We start from the raw sequence: 22,449 nt of genomic DNA on the forward strand, positions 1-22,449 counted from the left end.
GCACCTTGAACCATTCGACCTGCGTTCATTCGTTTCGTTTTCTGGGCCGACGTTGCGGCCAATTATTCGTGCTCGCATTGTCGCTGTTGGCATGCGGCGCGACGGTCGTTCGGGCCGAAACCTGGGGAGAAAAGCTCGGCTATCCGGCCGACGCCCGGGTACTGATCCTGCACGCCGACGACATCGGCATGTGCTACGAAGCAAACGAGGCCGCCAAGAACTATCTGCCCGCGGGGGACATCCAGTCGGCGGCGATGATGGTTCCCTGTCCCTGGTTCAACGAGATCGCGAACTGGTACCAGGAGCATCCCGAGCATGACATGGGGCTCCACCTGGCGATGAACAGCGAGTGGAAATGGTACCGTTGGGGGCCCGTTGCCCCGCGCGAGAAGGTGCCCAACATGATCGACCGCGAGGGGTACCTGCACCGCGACATTCTGCCACTGGTGGCCAAGGCGAAGGGGGACGAGATCGAGACCGAGATCCGGGCCCAGGTCGAGCGCGCCTTGAGCCGGGGGATCAAGCCGAGCCACATCGACACGCACATGGGAGCTCTCTACGCGCGCCCCGACTACACGGCGGCCTATCTCAAGGTGGCCGAAGAGTATCGCATTCCGGCGATGGTGATCGAACCATCGGACCGCGTGGCCGAGAAGTTTCGCAAGCAAGGCGTTCCTGTCTCCGAGCAACTCCGCTCGATGCTGGTGAACTACAAGCTGCCGAAGCTCGACTGGTTCGACGCGGTACCCGAGGGAAAGACCTACGACGAGAAGCTCGAGAAGTTCTACCAGCAGATTCGCGACCTGCAGCCCGGCATCACGGAGATTATCTTCCACCCGTCGACGTCGACGCCTGGCCTGCAGCACATCACGGGCTCGTGGCAGCAGCGTGCGTGGGAGGCCCAGATGTTCTCCGACCCACAGGTGAAGGAGTTCCTCAAGCGCGAGGGGATCGTCTTCACCAACTGGAAGGAGATGATGGCCCGTTGGGAAGAACGCTTCGGCAAGGACGTGCCGAAGCCTGAGGCGAAGGAGAACTAACTCCTTGGAAGACGCAACCCCCGCGGCCGCCTCCTGCGGCACTCCGCAGGATGATCGGCAAGAGGAACTGCTCGGCGCGCGTGCCGTGTTGCACGCCGCCGAGGTGCAGGCGTCGACACGCTTCGACGCGGTGATCCTGCTGTTGAGTTGCGCGGCGCTGGCGCTGTCGGTGTTTTGGACCCAGGGGCAATTGCCCGCGCCTACGGGGCGTTTGAGGTTTCTACTGGCGCTGGCGCGAATCGATTTCCTGGCGAGCATCGGCACCAGTCTGTGCGCGCTGCAGAGCAGCCGGATGGCCACACGTCACGAGCTGCGCATGCTCGATCGCGCGGCGGCAGATCCGGCAGCGCTGCGCGAAGAAACGGCCTGGACCGGCGCGGGAGATGTGCTGCGCTGGGTCGCGCTGGGAACCTTCGCCGGCGGCGTGGTGTTTCTCCTGTGGTTCGCAGTTGCGCGGAGTTAACTTGCGCGGTCGGCCGCCATCGCCCCGCTCTCGGCGGCAAAGTGGCAGGCGACGCGGTGTTCGACGTCGCCCCCCACCGGCAGTAACTGCGGTGTTTGCTCGCGGCACTCGGCCGGGTTGCCCTTCAGTTCGTACAGCGGGCAGCGCGGGTGGAACGAGCAACCGCACGGGACATTGATCGGCGAGGGCACATCGTCGTCGCGGGCCACCAGCGCCGGGCGACGGCGTTTGGGGTCGGGGATCGGAATGGCCGAGAGCAGCACCCGCGTGTAGGGATGTCGCGGACCACGGTAGAGCTTTTCGGTGGGCGCTTGCTCGACGATCTTGCCCAGGTACATCACGGCCACTTCGTGGCTGATGTGCCGCACGACGCCCAGATCGTGGCTGATCATCAAGTAACTCAGCCCGAACTCGCCTTGCAGCCGGCGCAACAAGTTGACGACCTGCGCGCGGATCGAGACGTCGAGCGCACTGGTGGGCTCGTCGCAAACGATGAAGTCGGGCTCGAGCGCCAATGCCCGGGCAATACCGATACGTTGCCGTTGACCACCGGAGAACTCGTGCGGGTAGCGCCCCATGGCATCGCCGCGCAAACCGACGCGGCGCAGCAATTCGGCCACGCGCGATTCAAGTTCCGAGCCGCGCGCCACGCGGTGGATCCACAAGGGCTCGCCGACGATGGCGCCCACCGTCATGCGCGGATTGAGCGAGCCGTAGGGATCTTGAAAGATGATCTGCATTCGTCGCCGTAGCTCGCGCAGGTTCGGGCGTGGCAGGTGGTAGATCGGTTGGCCATCGAAGATCACTTCGCCCGACGAGCGCGGGACGAGCGCGAGCATGACGCGGCCCACGGTGGTCTTGCCGCAGCCGCTCTCGCCCACCAGGCCCAGCGTACGACCTCGGTCGAGCGTGAAGCTGACACCGTCGACCGCTTTGACCCACTCGCGCACGCGCGAGAAGACTCCCCCGCGCACCGGAAAGTGTTTGACCAGGTCGCGCACTTCGACCAGGGGGCCAGCGCCGGAGTGCGGCTTGGATTGAGCGACTGGTAGCGACGTGGCGGGAGGAGATGCTGGCATCCGTGTCTTGCACCGGCGGGCGGCCGGCGCCACTTAGGTCTGTGCGGGATTACGAGATGAACAAGTCATTGAGGCACGCTGTCGCGTGTGGGAGTGGTCAGGAGCGAATCCGCCACCCAGCAAGCCGAGTGATGTCCCGGAGCAATCTCGCTTAGCGGAGGCTCCTCGGTACATTTTTCGAACGCCAGCGGGCAGCGATCGCGAAAGCGGCAGCCGCTCGGGAAACTCGTCGGCGAAGGGACGTTGCCTTCGATGGCGCGCAATTCATCGTCGTGGCGATCGACGCGCGGTAGGCTGTCGAAGAGGCCACGCGTGTAGGGGTGCGCGGGACGCGAGAACAACTCATCCACCCCGGCTCGTTCGATGACCCGACCGGCGTACATCACCACCACTTCGTCCGCCATCTCGGCCACGACTCCCAAATCGTGCGTGATGAGCAACAGTGCCATGCCATGCTTGGCTTGGCTTTTGCGCAGCAGTTCAAGAATGCGGGCTTGAATCGTGACGTCGAGCGCCGTGGTGGGCTCGTCGGCGATGAGTAACTTCGGCTCGCAGACCAGCGCCATGGCGATCATCGCCCGTTGCTTCATGCCGCCCGAGAGCTCGTGCGGGTATTGATCGAGCCGTCGCTCTGGCTCGCTCATCCGCACCTCGGTCAACACGCGCAGCATCTCGCCGCGGATATCGCGCTCGGGGATCTCGCGGTGCAGGCGAATCGCTTCGGCGATTTGCGCGCCGATCGTGAAGACAGGGTTCAGGCTGGTGGCGGGCTCCTGAAAGATCATGGCAATCTCGCCACCGCGAATCGCCTGCATGTCGTGTTGGGAGAGGGGGAGCAGATTGCGTCCCTCGAACAGGATCTGCCCGCCGGCGAATTCACCGGGGGGAGTCGGCACGAGTTTAAGAACACTGAGCGCGGTGACGGTCTTGCCGCAGCCACTCTCTCCCACGACGGCGACCGTCTTGCCCCGGCCGACCGAGATCGAAACCCCGTCGACCGCCCGTGCCAGCCCCTGCTCGGTGCGGAAGTAGGTCTTCAGGTCGCGGATTTCGAGCAGCGGGGCATCGGGCACGGCGGACGTCCTTGCGGGTGCTTCAGTTAATACCTGTACGGATCGAACGCCCGTGCCGGTCGACGTTGGTGCTTGGCGGGCAGTGTTGGGCTGGTCCTGTAATGCCTAAGTCCAGATTCGGCATGGGGATGTGATTCTAGAAGTGACGCTTGATGCGGTCAATCGAAGTGGCTCGGGGCCGGCGATTGACAGTAGACGGGTCCGGATGAGCCCCGATGTGAATCTGCGCGATTCAGTAAGAGTTTGCTGGTTGTGCTCAATTTAAGGGGCAGTTTTTGCCGATCTCTCGCGTGCGGCATTCTGCGATGGCGCATCGATCACCGTCTCACTGCGGTGCAAAGAATCGAATGGCGCACAGGGGGTGCTTTCGTCACCTTCGCGCAAGGAATTACGGAGTACGGGGCCATGGCTCGCCCGGCACGTTGCACGCGAATTGCTTCTTCGCTGGCTGTCGCGGCTGCGCTCGTTGTCATGCTCGGCGCCACTACCGGTTGCTGTTGCACCGGTTGGACCTTGCACGGCGACTGGTCGCTGGGAATTGCGCCTGGCGGTGGAGGCGGCTGTTACGACGGATACGACTCGTGTGGCGTCGATGCCGGATATGGACCAGAAGGGGGATGCGGCATCGACGGGGGGTGTGGCGGGCCTTGTTGTGGCGGACGCGGCGGTCACGGCGGCGGCGAGGAAATGCACTACGGCACGGGACGATTCTTCCCCGTCCCCACGCAAAATGTCTTTCGAGGGCCGGGCGTCTTGCCCGTACCGACGCAGAATCCCCTGCAGGCCCCCAGCGAGTTGCCGGTGCCTGCCCGTGACCGATTCGAGCCGCCTCCCGACACGGGCCTGCTGGGGCCGGACAACTACGAGACACCTGCGGCAGACGACGGAGCCGGCGATCCGCCCCCGGCGCCAAGTGGTGAAAGCCAGGTCCGCGACCTCTGGCAGCCAGAGCGTAACCGCGTCACCTATGCCGAACCGGCCCGCTTGCGGCCGATCCCGCGTCGCACCCTGAAGACCGATTGGATCTTCGAAGAAGGTCCCGCGCAGCCAATGCGGGGGGTCGAACAGGTCACGCGGCGCCAACAACTCGATGGCGATGGCTGGAAGCCGCGCTAGCAGCGCGCGACGCTGGTATCGCCATTGCTTGCAGGCAAGGTGTGCCGCGCGCCTGCCGACTTGAGGCAACGGCGTTTCAGGCCTTACGTTCGTCAGTGCCTCGGCAGGAGGCCTCTCTTTTGCGACCCGCAAAGTCTGTGCGGGTCGCCCCCTCTCGTCGGTCGCCGCGATTCTGCGCCGTGACTGGGATTGCTTGGAAACCTGGGAAGCCTTTGCAGTCGGTGGGGGCGTTGCTGCAGCCGTGCTTGCAAACGGTCCGATTAACTCTGCGTGCCCAGGCGAGTTAGGCCGGTTCCCCGCACCTACCTTTTCCGGCTGCCACTCGCCGCGCGGCACAGCGGGCCTTCAGATCCCACCCGGCAGCGATAGACCCATCTATGCTCGTGCAAATTGCCCGCCGTTGCGGTCGGCCCGTGGGGTCGATCATCACCCGCTCGCGCCTGGCGGTGGCGCTGGCCCTTTCGTTAAGCCTGTGTGGCCTCGTCGCGTCGACGGACGCGTCGGAATTGCGCCGCTCGGCCATCGTCAGGGCTGTACAGGGCGCCGCGCCATCGGTCGTCAACATCAATGGCGAGAAGGTGTTGTCGCCCGGCGATGCCGGCTTCACCCACACGAACTCGGAAAATCGTGTCAATGGCATGGGCACGGGCGTCATCATCGACGACCGGGGCTACATCATTACGAATTTCCACGTCGTCGACGGGGTGGAGCAGATCAAAGTGACGCTCGCCAATCGCGAGACGATGCTGGCCAAGGTCGTTTCGAACGATCCTTCGACCGATCTGGCGATCATCAAGATCGATTCGCGCGAGCCGTTGCCAGTGCTCAAAATCGGCACGTCGAAAGACCTGATGGCCGGCGAGACCGTCATCGCGGTCGGCAATGCCTTCGGTTATGAGCACACCGTCACCGTCGGCATCATCAGTGCGCTGCATCGCTCGGTGCAGGTGGGCGATGCGCAGAAGTATGAAGATTTGATCCAGACCGATGCCAGCATCAATCCGGGCAACTCTGGTGGACCGCTGCTGAACATCGACGGCGACCTGATCGGCATCAACGTGGCCGTGCGGGTCGGCGCCCAGGGCATTGGCTTCGCGATTCCGATCGACACCGCGCTCGAAGTGGCCGCCGACCTGTTGAGCACGCGTCGCGTCGACCACACCTGGCACGGCGTGGTGACCACGTCGGCCGAGGACGTTGACGATCGCGCTGTCGTGGTGGCAGGCTTCGACGATGAGAGTCCCGCGGCACGATCGGGACTGAAAGTGGGCGATCGCATTCAGAGCATTGCCGGCCGCCGCGTCGAGCGACCCTGCGATCTCGAACGGGCCATGCTCGGTCACCGCCCCGGCGACGAGATCGAGATCGACGTCGTCCGCGCCAGCGAAGAGACCACGGTCAAACTGGTGCTCGCCGGCGTGCCAGAATCGATGCGTGCTCCCACGGGCGATCCCTTCTGGGAGGTGCTGGGGGTGCGGTTGAAGACGATCCCGTCGAAGCAATTCCAGCGTCACGGCACGCGCTATCGCGGCGGCCTGGCGATCACCGCCGTTCGACCCGACGGTCCCGCCGCTCGACAAGGCATTCGCCGGGGCGACGTCCTCGTCGGCATGCACGTCTGGGAAACGATCTCCTTGGAGAACGTCTCCTACATCCTGAACCGCCCCGACTTTGCCAAGTTCGAACCGGTGAAGTTCTATATTCTGCGGGGTAATGAGACTCTGTACGGCAGCCTGAGCGTTTCGCGCCGCTAAAAGCACCACGACGAACGTACCGTTGGTGGTCCGCCACGACGTTCCGGCAGCGACGGGGCTTCCAGCCATCCTCGGAGTGCGCCCCCCCGTCCTGGTTGCGATCGGACGACGTCGGTACGTAGACTGGCGGTGCTAATTTCTGCATTGCCGCCGCCGGACCGACCACGATGAATCTCGCCCGCGCCTGCCTGGTTGCCTTGCGATGCTGCGCACTTTGCGTTGGTATCATCGCCGCCTGGGCGCTGCACGGCCAGGTGACCTGCGCCGAGGATCTCTTTCGGGATAAGGTGGCGCCGCTTCTCGAAACTCGCTGCCTCGAGTGCCATCGCGGCATCGCCGCGCGAGCCAAATTGTCGCTGGCGTCGCGGGCCGATGTCTTGCGCGGAGGCGAGGGGGGGCCGGCGGTCGAGCCCGGCAAGCCCGACGAGAGCCTGCTGCTCGATTACATCTCGGGGGACGATCCCGCGATGCCCAAGGACGCCGAGCCGCTGGCAGCGGCCGAGGTCGAGGCCGTGCGAGCGTGGATCGCCGCGGGAGCCGAATGGCCGGCGGATGTCACGCTGCAGGCGCGATCGCTCGACGGCAAGGCCTGGTGGTCGCTGGCGCCGCTCGAGCAGCCCGCGGTTCCGCAGGTTGAAGGCGATTCTGCCTGGGCTAGAACGCCAGTTGACTCGTTTGTACTCGCCAAGCTGGTCGAGGCCGGTCTGCAGCCGGGGAGAGAGGCGGATCGTCGCACGCTCATTCGACGCCTGACGTACGACCTGCACGGTTTGCCCCCCACCCCCGAGGAGATCGATGCCTTCCTGGCCGACGAGGATCCGCAAGCGTACGAACAGCTTGTGGATCGGTTGTTGGCCTCGCCGCGCTATGGCGAACGTTGGGCCCGGCACTGGCTCGACGTGGTGCATTTTGGCGAGTCGCACGGTTACGACAAGGACAAGAAACGCAATCACGCCTGGCCTTACCGCGACTATGTCATTCGGGCGCTGAACGAAGATCGCCCCTACGCACCCTTCGTCGAGGAGCAGGTCGCCGGGGATGTCTTACGGCCGGGAGATGTCGAGGCGATCGCGGCGACGGGATTCCTCGTCGCCGGTCCCTGGGATTTCGTCGGGCATGTCGAGCTGCGCGAAGGTACGGTCGACAAGTTCAAGACGCGCGCCATCGATCGAGACGACATCGTCGCCAACACGATGTCGACCTTCAGCAGTCTCACGGTCCATTGCGCACGCTGTCACGATCATCCGTTCGACCCCATTCCGCAGCACGATTACTACCAACTACAGGCAGACTTCGCCGGCATCGACCGGGGCGATCGCAACTGCGACGCGCCGGAACTGAACGCGCGACGTCACGAGTTGACCGTGCAGCGAGACGCAGCTCGCCAGAAGCTCGAAGCAGCCAAGGCCGCGGCCAAGGATGCGCCGAACTCGCCATTAACCGAGCTGGAGCAAGAACTGACGCGGTGCGAAGCCGAGTTGGCCAGCGTGCCGCCGCCTCATTTGATCTTCGCCGCGCTGCCGATCGCGCCCCGTCCCGTGGTCGTGCTGCACCGTGGCGATGTCGAGCAGCCGGGCGAAGAGGCAAAGCCGGGGGCTCTCTCGGCGCTGGCTGGACTCGAACATCGGTTCGTCTTGTCCGATCCGGCAAACGAGGGGGAGCGCCGCGTGGCGTTGGCCCACTGGCTTACGGCGCGCGACAACGTGTTGACCTGGCGCTCGATCGTGAATCGCGTCTGGCACTATCACTTTGGACGCGGCCTGGTCGATACGCCCAACGACTTCGGACGGAACGGCTCGCGGCCGTCGCACCCCGAGTTGCTCGATTGGCTGGCGATCGAGTTCCGCGACAACGGACAATCGCTGAAGGCATTGCATCGCCTGCTGGTTACCAGTGCCGTGTATCGACAGGCGTGGCGCGATGACGCGCAGGCCGAATCGGTCGATGCCGAGAATCGCTGGTTGTGGCGCATGCCCCGCCGGCGACTGGAGGCCGAAGAGATCCGCGACGCGCTGCTGGCGATTAGCGGCAAGCTCGATAGTGCGATGGAGGGGCCCAGCTTCGAGCTGTTCGAGTTCGAGGACGACCATTCGCCACGCTACCAATACGTCGCCATGGATCGTCCCGACGTGTTTCGCCGCACGGTTTACGCGCGGGCGGTGCGGAGCGTGCCTAACCCCTGGCTCGAGGCGCTCGACTGTCCCGATCCCTCGCTGAGCGCGCCGGTGCGCACGACCACGATTACGGCACTCCAGGCATTGGCGTTATTGAACAATCCCTTCGTGTTACGACAGGCCGAGTATCTGGCCGCACGTTTGGAAGGGGAGGCCACCACGCCGGCGGAACGCATCGAGCGCGCTTACTTGCTGGCGCTAGGGCGACCGTCCCGACCGAACGAGCGAGCGGCCATGCTCGACTTTGTGGCCAAGTACGGCCTGCCGAATGCTTGCCGCGTGTTGCTGAATACCAACGAGTTTGTCTTCATCGAATAACAGGCATGCCATGCCGCTACGAAACTTGCCAAATGCCGGCTTGCCTGCATCGACGGGCATCAACCGCCGCCAGTTCATCTGGCAAACCGGTGGCGGTTTCGGCGGGCTGGCGCTGGCGGCCCTCTTGGGCCACGACGGACTATTCGCGAGCGAGCAAGCTTCCTCCGCCGGCACGGCCACGCCGCGGCCGGAGTTCAACGGCGGCCTGCACCATCAGGCCCGCGCCAAGTGCGTCATCCAGCTCTTCATGTCGGGCGCGGCGAGCCAATGCGATACGTTCGATTACAAACCGCTATTGATCGAGCGGAACGGTCAGCCCTTCAACCCCGGGGGCAAGGTCGAACTGTTTCAGAGCACGCCGGGCGCCGTCATGCAAAGCCCCTGGAGCTGGGCGCAGTACGGCGAGTCGGGCAAGTGGATGAGCAGCCTGGTCCCCGAGCTCGCCACCTGCGTCGACGACATGGTCTTTCTGCCGTCGATGCAAGCGAAGTCGAACGTGCATGGGCCAGCAACATTCATGCAGGCGACCGGTTTCGTGCTGCCCGGTTTTCCTAGCATGGGCGCCTGGATCAGCTACGCGCTGGGCAACGCGAACGACAATTTGCCCACGTTCGTGGCGCTGCCCGACTCGCGCGGGTTTGCTCCGAATGGTCCGGCGAACTGGGGCCCCGGTTTTCTGCCCGCGGCGCATCAGGGGACGATGGTGCGGCCCGGTTCCGAGAACCCGATCTTCGACCTCTTTCCGCCAACGGGTGGTTACGTCACCGACGAAAGCGAGCACGCGGGGCGCGAATTACTCGCGCAATTGAACGAAGAGCATCTCGCCCAGCGCGCGGGAGACGCGCAGCTCGAAGCCCGCATTGCCTCGTACGAACTAGCGGCGCGATTGCAGTTGAGTGCCCCCGAGGTGCTCAGCCTGGCCGATGAATCGCGGCAGACGCTCGATCTGTACGGGGTCGATGATCCGGTGACGGCCGATTTCGGGCGCAATTGTCTGATCGCTCGCCGGCTGGTCGAGCGCGGGGTGCGCTTCGTCCAGGTGTGGAGCGGCGCGGACAATGGCTTCCCCCGCCGCAATTGGGATAGCCACGAGGATCTGGCCCGCGATCACGGCGACATGGGGCGCAGCATGGATCGTCCGGCCGCGGCGCTCATCAAGGATCTCAAGGCCCGCGGCATGCTCGACGAAACGATCGTGCTCTGGACGACCGAGTTCGGCCGCATGCCCTGCAGCCAGGGAAGCAGGGGGCGCGACCACAATCCCGACACGTTTACGTCCTGGGTCGCCGGCGGCGGCTTTCGCGGCGGGACCGTTTACGGTGCCAGCGACGAATGGTCGTTTCGCGCGGTCGAGCATCCCCTCTACTGCTACGATCTCCACGCCACGATCCTGCACCAATTGGGGATCGACCACACGCGGCTCACCTTCCGCCACAACGGCATCGACCGCCGGCTGACCGACGTCCACGGCAAGGTGATTCGAGACGTGGTGGGATGAAATCCCTCCTTGGATGACGTGGTTTAGCAGATTAGGGTTCCGGCTCGCGTGCCTCGTCAATCTGTCGTCGCGTGAGAAACCGACGTTGTCCGCGGCGAATCCACAGGACTCTGACCATGTCCTTGTCGACAAAAAAGATTACACGGTAGATGTTTTGTCGTCGCCCAAAGAGGAGCTCACGTAACTCGACATTCGTTTTTCGTTACTCACGCGCGAGCGGACACCGTTGCGGAGTATTCTTCAAGCTCCCCGAGGGAAAAACCAAAGACCTGGCGGACTTGAAAACAAGTGGCCTGCATCCGATGATGGGGCACGCGCTGGCGGGGCCGTTGTGGCGTTCTGTCCGATGGTTCGGCCGGCGTTCATCTTGCAACCGTTCACCTGTAGCCAACGCGGCTCGCCCCACCCGCGCCGCCGCGAGGATCCCCTGTGAATAGCGACGAGCATGCCGAAGGAGTCGAACTCGAGACTCCGCTTCCCCACGTCCAGGGTGGCGATCATCAGCCCCCGGCCGCCAAGAAGATCCACGACGCCACCGCCCCCGATGCCTCGAAGCGCAAGCGCATTCGCGAACTCGAGGTGATGGTCGCCGACGTCATCACCGAGACGCACGATACCTCGACGCTGGTGTTCTTCACCGGCAACGACCGCCTCGAGTACGAGCCCGGGCACTTTCTCACGATCGACCCGCATCAGTTTGCGGCGCTCGACCGTTTCACGCGTTATCTCGAGGACATGAAGGGGAAGAAAGAGCCGCCGCGTGCCTACTCGATGTGCTCCGCCCCGGACGAGAAGTATCTGGCCGTCACGGTCAAGGAAGAGAACTACGTTACCGGCCAGACGAAGTACCCGCCGCTGCTGTCGCCGCTGCTCGTGCGGCGCATCAATCGTGGCACGCGCATGACGATCACCGGCTTCACGGGGCCTTATGTCCTGCCGCACGATATCGAGTCGCGGACCGATCATCTGGTGCATTTGTGCGCCGGCTCGGGCAGCGTGCCGAATTTCAGCATCATCAAGCACGCCCTTTCGCGGCGGATGAAGCTGCGGCATACCTTTATCTACACGAACAAGACCTACCACGACATCATCTTCCGACAGCAGTTGGATCAACTCTGCGAGATGTATCCCGAGCAGTTGCAGGTCGTCCACTGCGTCACGCGCGAAGAGAATGTCGAGCGGCGCGGACCCTGCTACCGCAAGGGGCGCATCAACGCCGAAGTCATCAGGCAGTACGTGCCCGATATCTCGACGGCCGCTTACTTCTGCTGCGGGCCGGGCATTACGAAGTTCGATCGCGAGGCCGCCAAGGCGCGCGGGGAGCAAGCGGCGCCCCGGTTTCTCGAGTCGACGCTTTCGGCTCTCGAAGAGCTGGGCGTGACCAAGAAGCAAATCCACCGCGAGAGTTACGGCTGATTCGCCCGCGTGTGGCCCTGCTGGACAAAGCCCGCGGTGGCAATCATCCGCTTCTGCGATAGGGGAGTCGAAACATGTCGGTCATGCGGTGGCTTGGCGTTGCGGTCTTTCTGGGGCTGCTGGTGAAATCCAGTGTGGCGGCCGAATCGAAACCGAACGTCCTCTTCATCGCCGTCGACGACTTGAACGACTGGGTCAGCCCGCTGGGTGGCTACCAGGGAACGAAGACGCCGAATCTCGATCGGCTCGCGTCGCGCGGCGTGACGTTCACCCGGGCCTATTGTTCCGCCCCGGCGTGCAATCCCTCGCGGGCCAGCCTGCTGACCGGGATACAGCCCTCGACCTCTGGCGTTTATCACAACAATCAGCCGTGGCGCCGAGCCTTGCCCGAGACGGTGACCCTGCCGCAGCATTTCATGGCGGCGGGCTATACGGTGCGCGGCGGTGGAAAGATCTACCACGGCGCGTATCCCGACGCTGCGAGCTGGCAGGAATACTTCGCGCAAAAACGTGATCCTGGTCCGGGCGAGCCTAAAAAGGCACGCCGCCAGCAGGAAGAGCATCCGCGTCCTTTTACCTGGGGACCGCTCGACGTCGACGATGCCGAGATGCCCGACGCCAAAACGGCCGAATGGGCCATCGAGCAACTGTCGCAGCCGGCAGAAAAGCCTTTCTTTCTCGCGGTCGGCTTCTACAAACCTCATCTGCAGTGGTACGTGCCGCAGAAGTATTTCGATCTTTATCCGCTGTCGGATGTGAAACGGCCGATCGTGCCGGAAAACGATCTCGACGACGTCCCCTTGTTGGGTCGCCAGATGGCCAAGCCGCGCGGCGATCATCGCCTGATCGTCGAAGGCGACTACTGGGAAAGTGCCGTGCAGGCATACCTCGCGGCGATTTCGTTTGCCGATGGTCAGATCGGCCGGGTACTCGAGGCGCTCGAAACCAGTCCCCACGCGCGGAACACGATCGTTGTTTTATGGGGCGACCACGGTTGGCACCTGGGAGAAAAAGAGCACTGGCGCAAGTTTGCCCTCTGGGAGGAAGCCACGCGCGTGCCACTCTTCATCTCGGTGCCGGGCATCACCACTCCGGGCGCACGCTGCGAGCGGACGGTGAGCCTGATCGATCTCTATCCCACCTTGATCGAATTGTGTGGGCTTCCCCCGCGCGAAACGCTCGCGGGGCGCAGTATCGCCCCGCTTCTGGCCGAGCCGTCGGCCGAATGGGAGCATCCCGTGCTCACCACGCACGGACGAGACAATCACGCCGTGCGCGACGAGCGCTGGCGCTACATCCGCTATAGCGACGGCAGCGAAGAACTCTACGATCACGCTGCCGATCCGCGGGAGTGGAAGAACCTGGCCCAGGAACCACGGTGGGCCGAGGTGAAATCTCAACTGGCCCGGCATCTGCCCGCGGTGAATGCCGACGATGCTGCCACCGTTCGCGAGAGTGGCGAGTAGCGCGCGATACAATCTGCCGACGCGCTGAGCGATCGAGGCACGCGGATACACGGTCGTTCTATACGCCGTTTACCCTCTTGAAATAGGGGATGGCGGCGCTCGTCCAGGGTAAAAACACGCTGGCGGTGTACTGCCGACAGACTGGCAGCGGACCCTACATCGACATAGGGGCGGTCGAGCTCGTCCATCTGCCAAGCAGAGGCCTGCGGCAACCCGCCGTCCGCCGCGCGCAAGTGTCGATGCCCTTGTCGTTTCTTACCTGCTGGACTACAAAAACAGCCTGTTTTGTAAAGGGAGCCGTGGCTGACGCTAAACGGCTCAATACTTGTCATTAACCCCGCCAATGATCGCCCGCCGCGAGGCGAGGCGCCCGACGCCATGGCCGACGAACATCGTTATCTGTTTGATCTCCGCGACACGCAGTTTGTCCTCTTCGAGCAACTCCACGTCGAGCGGCTCTTCGAGCTGCCGCGCTTTGCCGATTTCGATCGCGCGAGCATCGATCTGATGCTTTCCGAGGGGCTGCGCTTTTGCCAGAAAGTGCTCGCGCCGGTCAACGCCGCGGGAGATCGCGAAGGTTGCCGCTGGGAGGATGGCAAGGTCTACGCGCCGAAGTCCTTCCACGCCGCCTACAAGCAGCAGAGCGAATCGGGCTGGATGTCCACCTCGACCGAGCCGGAATATGGCGGACAAGGAGTTCCCTTCGCCATCGGCGCGGCGCTCGGCGAAATGTTCATCGGTTCGAATTGCTCGCTCAGCATGGTGGCCGGCCTGACGCGCGCCGCGGGCGAGCTGCTCATTAAGCACGGCACGGACGAGATGCGCAAGCTGTACGTGCCGAAGCTCATCTCGGCCGAATGGGGCGGCACCATGTGCCTGACTGAAGCGCATGCCGGCACCGCCGTCGGATCGATCACCACTTCGGCCAAGCGGCGCGATGGCCAGTATTTCGTGCGCGGCTCGAAGATTTTCATCTCGGGCGGCGACCACGACATGGTCGACAACGTGATCCACCTGGTGCTGGCTCGCGTCGAAGGAGCCCCCGCGGGCACGAAAGGTTTGAGCCTGTTCCTCATTCCCAAGGTTCGCGTCGATGCCGCCGGCAAGATGACCGAGCCGAACGATGTCCATTGCGTGGGCATCGAGCACAAGATGGGCATCCACGGTTCCCCCACTTGTGCCATGAGCTTCGGCGAGAACGACCAGTGCATCGGCTATTTGTTGGGCGAGGAGAACCGGGGCATCGAATTGATGTTCGACATGATGAACTCGGCCCGCGTCGGGGTCGGCCTGCAAGGCGTGGCGCTGGGGAGCTGGGCCTACCTGGCCGCGCTCGAATATGCTCGCGAGCGCGTGCAGGGTTCGGAGATGAAGAATATTCGCGACCCGAACGCGCCGCTGGTGACCATCGTCAAGCATCCCGACGTGCGGCGCATGCTGGCCACGATGAAGGCGCTCGTCGAAGGGGGGCGCTCGCTGCTGCTGCACACGGCGCACTGCCTCGACCTGGCCGAGAACAGCGGCGACGATGCCCTGCGACAGCGGATGAATGACCGGGTCGAGCTGCTCACGCCGATCTGCAAGGCCTGGTGCAGCGACACCGGTTACGAAGTGGCCACGATGGCGCTGCAAACCTACGGCGGGCACGGTTACTTGAAGGACTACCCGGTCGAGCAGCTCGTCCGCGACGTGAAGATCGCCTCGATCTACGAGGGGACGAACGGCATTCAGGCCATCGACCTGCTGGGCCGCAAGATCGGCCGCAAGCAGGGGGCCCTCTTTATGGCCTTCATGGGCGATATCGGCCAGACGATCGAGACCGCGCAGAAGAACGCCGCGCTCGCCGCCGTCGCACAGAGCATGTCGCAGCGCGTGCAGAAGTTGCAGGAAGTAACCATGAGCTTCGCCATGATGCAGATGTCGGGCGATACCGAATATCCGCTGCTGTCGGCGACGCCTTACCTGCGCATGTTCGGCAACGTGGTCATCGGCTGGCTGCTGCTTGAACAGGCGGTCATCGCACACGCGGCGCTCGAGCAGCTCTACGGCGAGCGCGGCGCGTCGGACGCGGCCGGGCAAAAGGCCCTGCGCGCCGATCATGCCGACGCGAAGTTCTATCACAACAAGGTCGAGACCGCCCGCTTCTTCGCCAGCAACATCCTGACGCAGAACGATGGTCTGGCCGCGGCGATTCAATCGAACGATCGCAGCCCGCTCGAGATGGAGCTCGAACTCTAAAATCTCGCGCGGTCGCGGACATCCACAAGGCGGAGGTCACAAGGACGTGAACGTCTACGACCTGGATCCGGCGCAGCAGAAGAAGTGGGCGCTCGAACGCCTGTTTCGTTACATCCGCCGCTACGTTTATCCATTTCACCCCTACCTGCGCCGCGCGTACAAGCAGGCGGGAGTGGATGTCGACCGGCTGCGCACTGAAGACGATCTCCGCCGCTTGCCGATCGTCGACAAGAAGGCCATGCGCGCCGATCCGCAGGCCTTCATCCTGCGGCCGGCGTTTCCGGGCGTGCCGCCCTTGGCTGATTATGAAACGGCGCCTCCTCGGCGCGGCATGTTGGCCAAGTACATGGCGCAGGCGGCCATGAATTTTCCTCGGGAGTACACGCATCAACTGCGTCAGCCCGACTTTCGCGAGAAAGTTCGCCGCCGTGCCCTGATGGAGTGGCTGCCGATTCATTTCCACGTCTCGACCGGCTCGACCGGGGCGCCAACTCCGGCCACCTATACGCACTACGACCTGAACCAGGTCATCAAGCACATCGGTTCGACTTTGCTGCTGCCGAAGCGCAATCTGCGCGATCCGAACGAGTGCTACTACGACTGGACGGAGCGGGGAATGAACATGTTCCCCGGGGCGCCCCACCTGGCCTTCTTCAGCCCGGTGCTGTCGAAGACCGCCGTTGGCACGTCGACGTTCGACACGTTTGGCGGCAGCGTGATTCCGACCGACCGCTCGATTACTCTCTTCGAACAGGGGGGCTTCTCGGCCATGACCGCCGTCCCTTCCTATTTCGTACACTGGTTGCGCCGGGCACTGACTCTGCAACAAGAAGGGGTGATCGGCAAGCTGACGGCCTTCAAACGAGTCGTCCTGGGGGCCGAGCCGGTCAGCGACACGCTGCGCGAGCACATCCGCGAGCTGGCCCTGCAGTTGGGGGCCGATCCGCGGTTTCGCATCTTCCAGAGCCTCGGCATGACCGAGATGAAGTGGTTCGGGCTCGAATGCAGCGAACGCAGCGGCATCCACATGAACCCGCGCTACTTCTACTGGGAGTTGCTCCACCCCAAAACGCGCGAGCCGGTGCCCGAGAGAGAGCCGGGCGTGCTCGTCTTCAGCCACATCGACTGGCGAGGTACGGCGCTGGTGCGCTACTGGACGGGGGACCTGGTGAAAGGGGGCCTGCAATGGCAACGCTGTCCCCACTGCGGTTGGACTTTTCCTCGCGTCTTCACCCCCATCTGCCGCGCCGAGAAGGATTTCACCAAGATCAAGGGGACGCGGGTCGATCTCTCGGTCTTGATCGAGGCGGTGCGCGACACGCCGGGCGTGCGCAACTTCCAGGTGAGCCTCGAAAGCGAAAACGGAGCCCAGGAGTATTCTCGTGATCTGGTCGTCTTGCACGTGCTGCCCCAACCTGGGCACGATCCGGCCCAGATCGAAGAAAATTTGCAAAAGCGCATGAAATATTTCACCGAGGTGTCGGCCGATCGGATTATCTTCGAAGTGGACGAACCCAACTTCGAAAAGAAGCTCTTTGCGCGCACGGGTATCAAGGCCGAGTACGTCATCGAACGCCGAAAGGAACACATTTAACGACCATGACGAACCGCGGTTGGATCGTGTTGATTATTTTCGCCTTGCTGGCTTGGGGCACCTTTCATGCCGTGGGGGCGTATCAATACAACCACAACCCCTGGCGGGCCGTGGTCGTAGTGCTCTGTTCGCTGGCCTTTGTCGGTTTCTGGCTGGCGATGCTCGCCTCGCGACGGGCGCGGCTCGAACGTGAGAAATCGCCGGACGGCCGTCAGGGCGATCGCTGATCCTTGACCGCGCCGTCTGCGTAATACATTTCGAGGGCGGCTTTTAGGCCTTGGTGCGCCGGTGCGGTCCCGCTGAATCCGCATTGCCCCTCTCGCCCCCTAGGGGGATAATTCCCTGGCTCCCGTGCGATAGGGGGCGTTCGCGCGGAGAATTGAGGCCGCGGCAGGCGCAGGGTTCGATCTGGAGGCTACTCGACATGGCACACGCGACGCACTCCTCGGTGATTTCCGTTCCCCGCGACGTGCTCGCCGTCGGGCGACCGCCGATGCCGCGCACGGGCGTGTCGATCGGTGAGTACCTGATCCAGCGGCTGCAGGATTACGGCATCCACGACGTGTTCGGGCTGCCCGGCGATTACATCCTGGGCTTTTACTCGATGCTCAACGACAGTCCGATCAACGTGATCGGCTGCTGCAGCGAAGATTCGGCCGGATTTGCCGCCGACGCCTACGCCCGCATCAACGGCATGGGGGCCGTTTGCGTGACCTACTGTGTGGGGGGGCTGAAGCTCTGTAATCCGATCGCGGGCGCCTTTGCCGAAAAGTCTCCGGTGGTGGTCATCACCGGGGCGCCTGGACTCAACGAACGCCAGAACAATCCCTTGTTGCACCACATGGTGCGCGACTTCCGCACGCAGCTCGAAGTTTTTGAGCGGTTGTGCATCGAGGCGACCGAGTTGAACGACCCGGTCACCGCCTTCCGCGAGATCGACCGCGTACTGAGTGCCTGCGCGCGCTACAAGCGGCCGGTCTACATCGAGATCCCGCGCGACATGGTCAAGGTGATTCCCGAGGCCCCTTGCGAGTTCGACCTGTTGCCGCTGGCGAGCGACACCGAGGCGCTCAACGAGGCCGCGAACGAAGCCGCCACCTTGATTAGCGCCGCGAAGAAGCCGGTTATCATCGGCGGCGTCGAGATCCATCGCTTCGGCCTGCAAGACCGCCTGATCGCGCTGGCCGAGCAGAGCCAGATTCCCATGGCGGCCACGCTGCTGGGCAAGAGCGTCGTGCCCGAGACGCACCCGCTCTACGTCGGCATCTACGAAGGCGCCATGGGACGCCGCGAAGTGACCGAGTTCATTGAGGACAGCGACTGCGTCGTGCTACTCGGCACCTTCATGACCGATATCAATCTGGGCATTTACACGGCCAATCTCGACCCCAGCAAGTGCATCTACGTCACGAGCGAGCAACTGCGCATCCGCCGTCACATGTACGAAGGGGTGCTGCTGGGCGATTTTCTCCGCGAGCTGGCCGCGCGTCGCCCGCAACCGACCAGGCGTGCCGTGCCCCCTCGTCCCGCCACCGACCGCGAGCCCTATGTCATTCGTCCCACGTCGCAGATCACCATCTCGCGCTTGATGGGCAGGATCAACGATTCGCTCGACCAGGAGACGATCGTGATCTCGGATATCGGCGACGCCCTCTTCGCCGCGAGCGATCTGGTGATCCACCAGCGGACCGAGTTCTTGAGCCCGGCCTATTACACGTCGATGGGCTTTGCCGTGCCGGCGACTTTGGGGGCGAGCGTGGCGCGACCCGGCAAACGTATCATCGCCATCGTGGGAGACGGCGCGTTCCAGATGACCGGGATGGAACTCTCGACGATCGTGCGGCACCGCTTCGACCCGGTGGTGATCGTGCTCGACAACAAGGGGTACGGGACCGAACGCTTCCTGCACCCCGGCGACTTCAACGATATCCAGCCCTGGAACTACGCCCGGCTGCCCGAGGTGTTCGGCGGCGGCACGGGCTACGAGGTGCGCACCGAGGGAGAGTTCGATCAAGCCCTGACGAAGGCCCTAGCCGACAAGAGCGGCATGAGCCTGATCCAAGTGCATCTGGCCGATGACGACGTCAGCAACGCCCTGGCCCGCCTGGCCGAGAAACTCAGCCAGAAGGTGTGAGCCCTTCGCTACGCCAACTGCCTGCATCGTCAGACCAATCTGCGTTCCTCTGCGTGAATCTGCGGATCGAATTCGATTGATCCACAGATGGACGCAGATTTACGCAGATAACAGCCAGCCGAGTTAGTTGCTGCTGGCGGCCGCCGTGGTGCTGTTCGAGCCATCCGGCTGGAAGAACCGCGTCGCCCGCGACAGCGCATCGAAGATGAACCGGGCGAACGAGTAGTGCCCGGCGTCGTACCAGTGGATCTCCGGCTGACCGAAGGCCTCCCACAACGATACGGTGCATTCCGGCGGGACGACCTCGTCGTAGCGGGCGTTGATCATCAGGATCTTGCGATCTTTGACGCGATCGGCGTGCGTCACCGGATCGATCGGCTGCAAGATCTCGATCAATTCTTCCATGGTCCCCCCTTGCGCCTGCCAGCGTTCGCGGAAGACGGCCGCCTCGGGCGAGGAGGTGCTCACGCGGGCGATATCGCCGCCAGCCAGGATCGGGCAGATCTTCTTGAAGCGAGGCTCACCGGCTGCCGCCAGCGAGGTGGTGATGCCCCCCAAGCTGATACCCGTAATGCCGAGTTGCTCGGGATCGACTTCTTCCTGCGCGGCCAGCCAGGCGGCGCCGCGGCGAATGTCGAGCACCGCCTGCGTGAAGCCCTTTACCGTCTGGTGCGGATCGGGATCGACCATGGCGATCTCGACCCCGGGCTCCGAACGCGGACCGTAGTAGGGCAGCTTGATGAAGAGGGCCGCCACGCCGTTGCTCGCCATTTGACGGGCCACCAGCCGCGAGAGATCGAAATCGCCCCCCAAAATGTGCAGTACGATCACGGCCGGATGCTTCCCCTCGCTCAGCGGACGGAAATACTCGGCATGGACGGTATTGTTATTGGCATGGGGGGTCTCGACGGGCGAGGGGAACGTCACCTCGGAGATCTCGATCGCCTTCGAAGCCGTCTTGAGGAACTTCTGCTCGAATGGGAACGTGTGTTCTTCGAGCTGGAAGGCCTCGGGCACGGCGGTCGCTTCTTCAGGGGCCGGGGTGAAGATTACTTCCCCTGTGCGTGGCTCCTTTTCCGTCTCGTCGGCCAGCGCCAACGGCGAAGCAACCAGGCAGGCCAGGGTGGCCAGCAACAAAATCGAGCGAGATCGTCGCAAGCTGACGCAGTTCATGAAAGCTTCCTAATTCGGAGTGCGGCGTGATCGCGGTGCGGCAGCACCGTGCAGGCAGGTTCGCTAGCAGTTACCCGCCAATATACCCAATGGTTCCAGCCACCACAGTAGACCGGTGGAAAAGGGGCCACGCTGCCGGGTAGATGGGGTGGCGAAACCGGCAAACCATCCGCAGACGCCACCCCAGAACGTCTATTGGGGAATTCAGGCCAAGAGCGGTAAGATGCCCCCCCTCGTGCGTGCCGATCTGGGAAAGGATCTCCCTCTTGGCCGCTCCCTTTCAACGCCGCAAGCAGAGTCCCATCGATGGATCGAGACGGGGTCCTGGTCTTCACGAACGGATGCTTCGATATCATCCACGCCGGTCATATCGACCTGCTCCAGCGGGCTCGCGAGCTGGGAAGCCGGCTCGTCGTCGGCGTGAACAGCGATGCCTCGATTCGGCGCCTCAAGGGACCCGAACGCCCCTTCATCCCCGCGGCCGATCGCGTCGTCATCTTACGGGCCTTGCGCTGCGTCGACGATGTGATTCTCTTCGACGAGGATACGCCGGCCCGCGTGATCGACGAACTGCAGCCGGACGTGCTCGTGAAGGGAGGCGACTGGTCGGTGGACCGAATTGTGGGAGCCGACACGGTCAAAGCCCGTGGCGGCAAGGTCGTCTCGCTGTCGCTGTTGCCCGGTTACTCGACCACCTCGATTGCCCGGCGAATTCAAGAGCGCTCGGCCCTGCCCCCGTGGCGAGCCGCGTCGTAGCGTCGTGCGGTTCACGTCGATCGGCCTGCTCCGGTACAATGGGCAAGGGAGTGGGGCAATTGGCTGAAGGTCGGCGCGCCTGAACGCGCGAGTTGGTGATGCGCAAGCTTCGTTCTTCCACGATTGCCCTGTTGGTTAGCCTGGCGATAGGCGCGCTGGCCGGCACCTATTTGGCGCTGGCCGACCGCGGCGGCTTGACCGGCGAGGCCGTGGCGCAGTCCCCCGTGCGGCGCCTGGGCGAGATCCCCTTCGATGGCGAGCAGGCCTACGAGTACCTGAAGCAGATCTGCGCGATCGGTCCGCGCCCCAGCGGCTCGCGCGGAATGGCGGCGCAGCAGCGGATGCTGGCCAAACACTTTGCCGAACTGGGGGGCAAGGTATCGCTGCAGAAGTTCCGCTACCCTCATCCGCAGACGGGCAAGCCCGTCGACATGGCCAACTTGGTGGTGCAGTGGCACCCCGAGCGCACGGAGCGCATTCTGCTGGCGGCCCACTACGACACGCGTCCCTTTCCCGACCAGGACCCGGTAAATCCGCGCGGGACGTTCATCGGCGCGAACGACGGAGCGAGTGGCGTGGCGCTGCTCATGCAGTTGGCCAAGTCGATGCGTGACTTTCAGGGTCCCCTCGGCGTCGATTTCGTCCTCTTCGATGGAGAAGAGCTGGTCTTCGACGACGACGATCGTTACTTCCTGGGCTCGGAGTTTTTTTCGCGGCAATACGTGACCAACCCGCCCCCGTATCGCTATCGCTGGGGCGTGCTGCTCGACATGGTGGCCGATAAAAACCTGGAGATTTTCCAGGAGCGGCACAGCATGTGGTGGCCCGATACGCGTCCGCTGGTCGAAGAGATTTGGGGCGTGGCCGCGAAGCTCGGCGTCACCGAGTTCGTGGCCCGTCGCAAGCACGAGATTCGCGACGATCACCTCATGCTGCACGACGTGGGCAAGATTCCGACCTGCGACGTGATCGATTTCGATTATCCCTACTGGCACACCGAGCAGGACACGCCCGAGCAATGCTCGGCACTGAGTTTGGCCAAAGTCGGCTGGGTGATAGAAACGTGGCTGCGCGAGGTGAAGTGAGTCGACATCGCGACTGTTTTTGCTTTCGCCTGGAAGCGCGTCAAAGCACAATAAGAGGTCGGATGGCTCTAG

The 22,449-nt window shown here is 63.6% G+C and carries 17 protein-coding genes; 14 read left to right on the top strand and 3 right to left on the bottom strand.

What is annotated here, in order from left to right; all coding sequences use genetic code 11:
• Window positions 1-5 precede the first annotated feature (5 nt).
• On the top strand, window positions 6-1,040 hold the full coding sequence (locus tag KF708_04915) for a polysaccharide deacetylase family protein (GenBank protein ID MBX3412038.1): 1,035 nt from the start codon (window positions 6-8) through the stop codon (window positions 1,038-1,040).
• 4 nt (window positions 1,041-1,044) lie between these two features.
• Window positions 1,045-1,503 carry a hypothetical protein gene (locus tag KF708_04920; GenBank protein ID MBX3412039.1) on the top strand — a complete coding sequence of 153 codons (459 nt, stop codon included), beginning with the start codon at window positions 1,045-1,047 and terminating at the stop codon, window positions 1,501-1,503.
• Here KF708_04920 and KF708_04925 read toward each other — a convergent pair.
• Window positions 1,500-2,582 (bottom strand): ATP-binding cassette domain-containing protein, encoded by a 1,083-nt coding sequence (locus KF708_04925; protein MBX3412040.1) that lies wholly within the window; start codon window positions 2,580-2,582, stop codon window positions 1,500-1,502. The genes KF708_04920 and KF708_04925 overlap by 4 nt on opposite strands.
• Window positions 2,583-2,647: 65 nt before the next feature.
• On the bottom strand, window positions 2,648-3,655 hold the full coding sequence (locus KF708_04930; protein MBX3412041.1) for an ABC transporter ATP-binding protein: 1,008 nt from the start codon (window positions 3,653-3,655) through the stop codon (window positions 2,648-2,650).
• 405 nt (window positions 3,656-4,060) lie between these two features.
• On the opposite strand from KF708_04930, the gene KF708_04935 reads away from it, so the two are divergent.
• The 10 genes from KF708_04935 to KF708_04980 all read left to right on the top strand — a co-directional run bounded on the left by KF708_04935 (window position 4,061) and on the right by KF708_04980 (window position 19,363).
• A complete protein-coding gene (locus KF708_04935) occupies window positions 4,061-4,771 on the top strand; it encodes a hypothetical protein (protein ID MBX3412042.1) in 711 nt (236 codons plus the stop codon).
• A gap of 377 nt (window positions 4,772-5,148) precedes the next feature.
• A complete protein-coding gene (locus tag KF708_04940; protein MBX3412043.1) occupies window positions 5,149-6,525 on the top strand; it encodes a trypsin-like peptidase domain-containing protein in 1,377 nt (458 codons plus the stop codon).
• Window positions 6,526-6,692: 167 nt separating this feature from the next.
• Complete coding sequence (locus KF708_04945; protein MBX3412044.1) at window positions 6,693-9,017, top strand: PSD1 domain-containing protein; 2,325 nt, start codon at window positions 6,693-6,695, stop codon at window positions 9,015-9,017.
• Window positions 9,018-9,027: 10 nt separating this feature from the next.
• Entirely contained in the window at window positions 9,028-10,515 is a 1,488-nt protein-coding gene (locus KF708_04950) for a DUF1501 domain-containing protein (protein MBX3412045.1), read from the top strand.
• Between the two features lie 582 nt (window positions 10,516-11,097).
• Complete coding sequence (locus KF708_04955) at window positions 11,098-11,931, top strand: oxidoreductase (GenBank protein ID MBX3412046.1); 834 nt, start codon at window positions 11,098-11,100, stop codon at window positions 11,929-11,931.
• 83 nt (window positions 11,932-12,014) lie between these two features.
• A complete protein-coding gene (locus tag KF708_04960) occupies window positions 12,015-13,397 on the top strand; it encodes a sulfatase (protein ID MBX3412047.1) in 1,383 nt (460 codons plus the stop codon).
• A 378-nt stretch (window positions 13,398-13,775) separates the two neighbouring features.
• The gene (locus KF708_04965; GenBank protein MBX3412048.1) at window positions 13,776-15,635 is read left to right on the top strand and encodes an acyl-CoA dehydrogenase; all 1,860 of its coding nucleotides are present in this window, start codon (window positions 13,776-13,778) and stop codon (window positions 15,633-15,635) included.
• A gap of 46 nt (window positions 15,636-15,681) precedes the next feature.
• A complete protein-coding gene (locus tag KF708_04970; protein MBX3412049.1) occupies window positions 15,682-17,229 on the top strand; it encodes a hypothetical protein in 1,548 nt (515 codons plus the stop codon).
• A 5-nt stretch (window positions 17,230-17,234) separates the two neighbouring features.
• A complete protein-coding gene (locus tag KF708_04975; GenBank protein MBX3412050.1) occupies window positions 17,235-17,456 on the top strand; it encodes a hypothetical protein in 222 nt (73 codons plus the stop codon).
• A gap of 197 nt (window positions 17,457-17,653) precedes the next feature.
• Complete coding sequence (locus tag KF708_04980; GenBank protein MBX3412051.1) at window positions 17,654-19,363, top strand: alpha-keto acid decarboxylase family protein; 1,710 nt, start codon at window positions 17,654-17,656, stop codon at window positions 19,361-19,363.
• A 123-nt stretch (window positions 19,364-19,486) separates the two neighbouring features.
• Here the strand turns inward: KF708_04980 and KF708_04985 are convergent, their stop codons facing one another.
• The gene (locus KF708_04985) at window positions 19,487-20,536 is read right to left on the bottom strand and encodes an alpha/beta hydrolase family protein (GenBank protein MBX3412052.1); all 1,050 of its coding nucleotides are present in this window, start codon (window positions 20,534-20,536) and stop codon (window positions 19,487-19,489) included.
• Window positions 20,537-20,842: 306 nt separating this feature from the next.
• On the opposite strand from KF708_04985, the gene rfaE2 reads away from it, so the two are divergent.
• Both rfaE2 and KF708_04995 read left to right on the top strand, forming a co-directional pair.
• Entirely contained in the window at window positions 20,843-21,292 is a 450-nt protein-coding gene (gene rfaE2, locus KF708_04990) for a D-glycero-beta-D-manno-heptose 1-phosphate adenylyltransferase (GenBank protein ID MBX3412053.1), read from the top strand.
• A gap of 98 nt (window positions 21,293-21,390) precedes the next feature.
• Window positions 21,391-22,377 (top strand): M28 family peptidase, encoded by a 987-nt coding sequence (locus KF708_04995; GenBank protein MBX3412054.1) that lies wholly within the window; start codon window positions 21,391-21,393, stop codon window positions 22,375-22,377.
• Window positions 22,378-22,449: the final 72 nt, after the last annotated feature.

It is taken from the genome of Pirellulales bacterium (assembly GCA_019636335.1).
GTDB lineage: Bacteria > Planctomycetota > Planctomycetia > Pirellulales > JAEUIK01 > JAHBXR01.

Bases quoted from the DNA above. Each gene is read 5' to 3' on its own strand.
- KF708_04945 (MBX3412044.1), top strand. From the start codon at position 6,693: ATGAATCTCGCCCGCGCCTGCCTGGTTGCCTTGCGATGCTGCGCACTT.
- KF708_04935 (MBX3412042.1), top strand. From the start codon at position 4,061: ATGGCTCGCCCGGCACGTTGCACGCGAATTGCTTCTTCGCTGGCTGTC.
- KF708_04950 (MBX3412045.1), top strand. From the start codon at position 9,028: ATGCCGCTACGAAACTTGCCAAATGCCGGCTTGCCTGCATCGACGGGC.
- KF708_04940 (MBX3412043.1), top strand. From the start codon at position 5,149: ATGCTCGTGCAAATTGCCCGCCGTTGCGGTCGGCCCGTGGGGTCGATC.
- KF708_04975 (MBX3412050.1), top strand. From the start codon at position 17,235: ATGACGAACCGCGGTTGGATCGTGTTGATTATTTTCGCCTTGCTGGCT.
- KF708_04980 (MBX3412051.1), top strand. From the start codon at position 17,654: ATGGCACACGCGACGCACTCCTCGGTGATTTCCGTTCCCCGCGACGTG.
- KF708_04965 (MBX3412048.1), top strand. From the start codon at position 13,776: ATGGCCGACGAACATCGTTATCTGTTTGATCTCCGCGACACGCAGTTT.
- KF708_04925 (MBX3412040.1), bottom strand. From the start codon at position 2,582: ATGCCAGCATCTCCTCCCGCCACGTCGCTACCAGTCGCTCAATCCAAG.
- KF708_04995 (MBX3412054.1), top strand. From the start codon at position 21,391: ATGCGCAAGCTTCGTTCTTCCACGATTGCCCTGTTGGTTAGCCTGGCG.
- KF708_04985 (MBX3412052.1), bottom strand. From the start codon at position 20,536: ATGAACTGCGTCAGCTTGCGACGATCTCGCTCGATTTTGTTGCTGGCC.
- KF708_04955 (MBX3412046.1), top strand. From the start codon at position 11,098: ATGGTCGCCGACGTCATCACCGAGACGCACGATACCTCGACGCTGGTG.
- KF708_04960 (MBX3412047.1), top strand. From the start codon at position 12,015: ATGCGGTGGCTTGGCGTTGCGGTCTTTCTGGGGCTGCTGGTGAAATCC.
- rfaE2 (MBX3412053.1), top strand. From the start codon at position 20,843: ATGGATCGAGACGGGGTCCTGGTCTTCACGAACGGATGCTTCGATATC.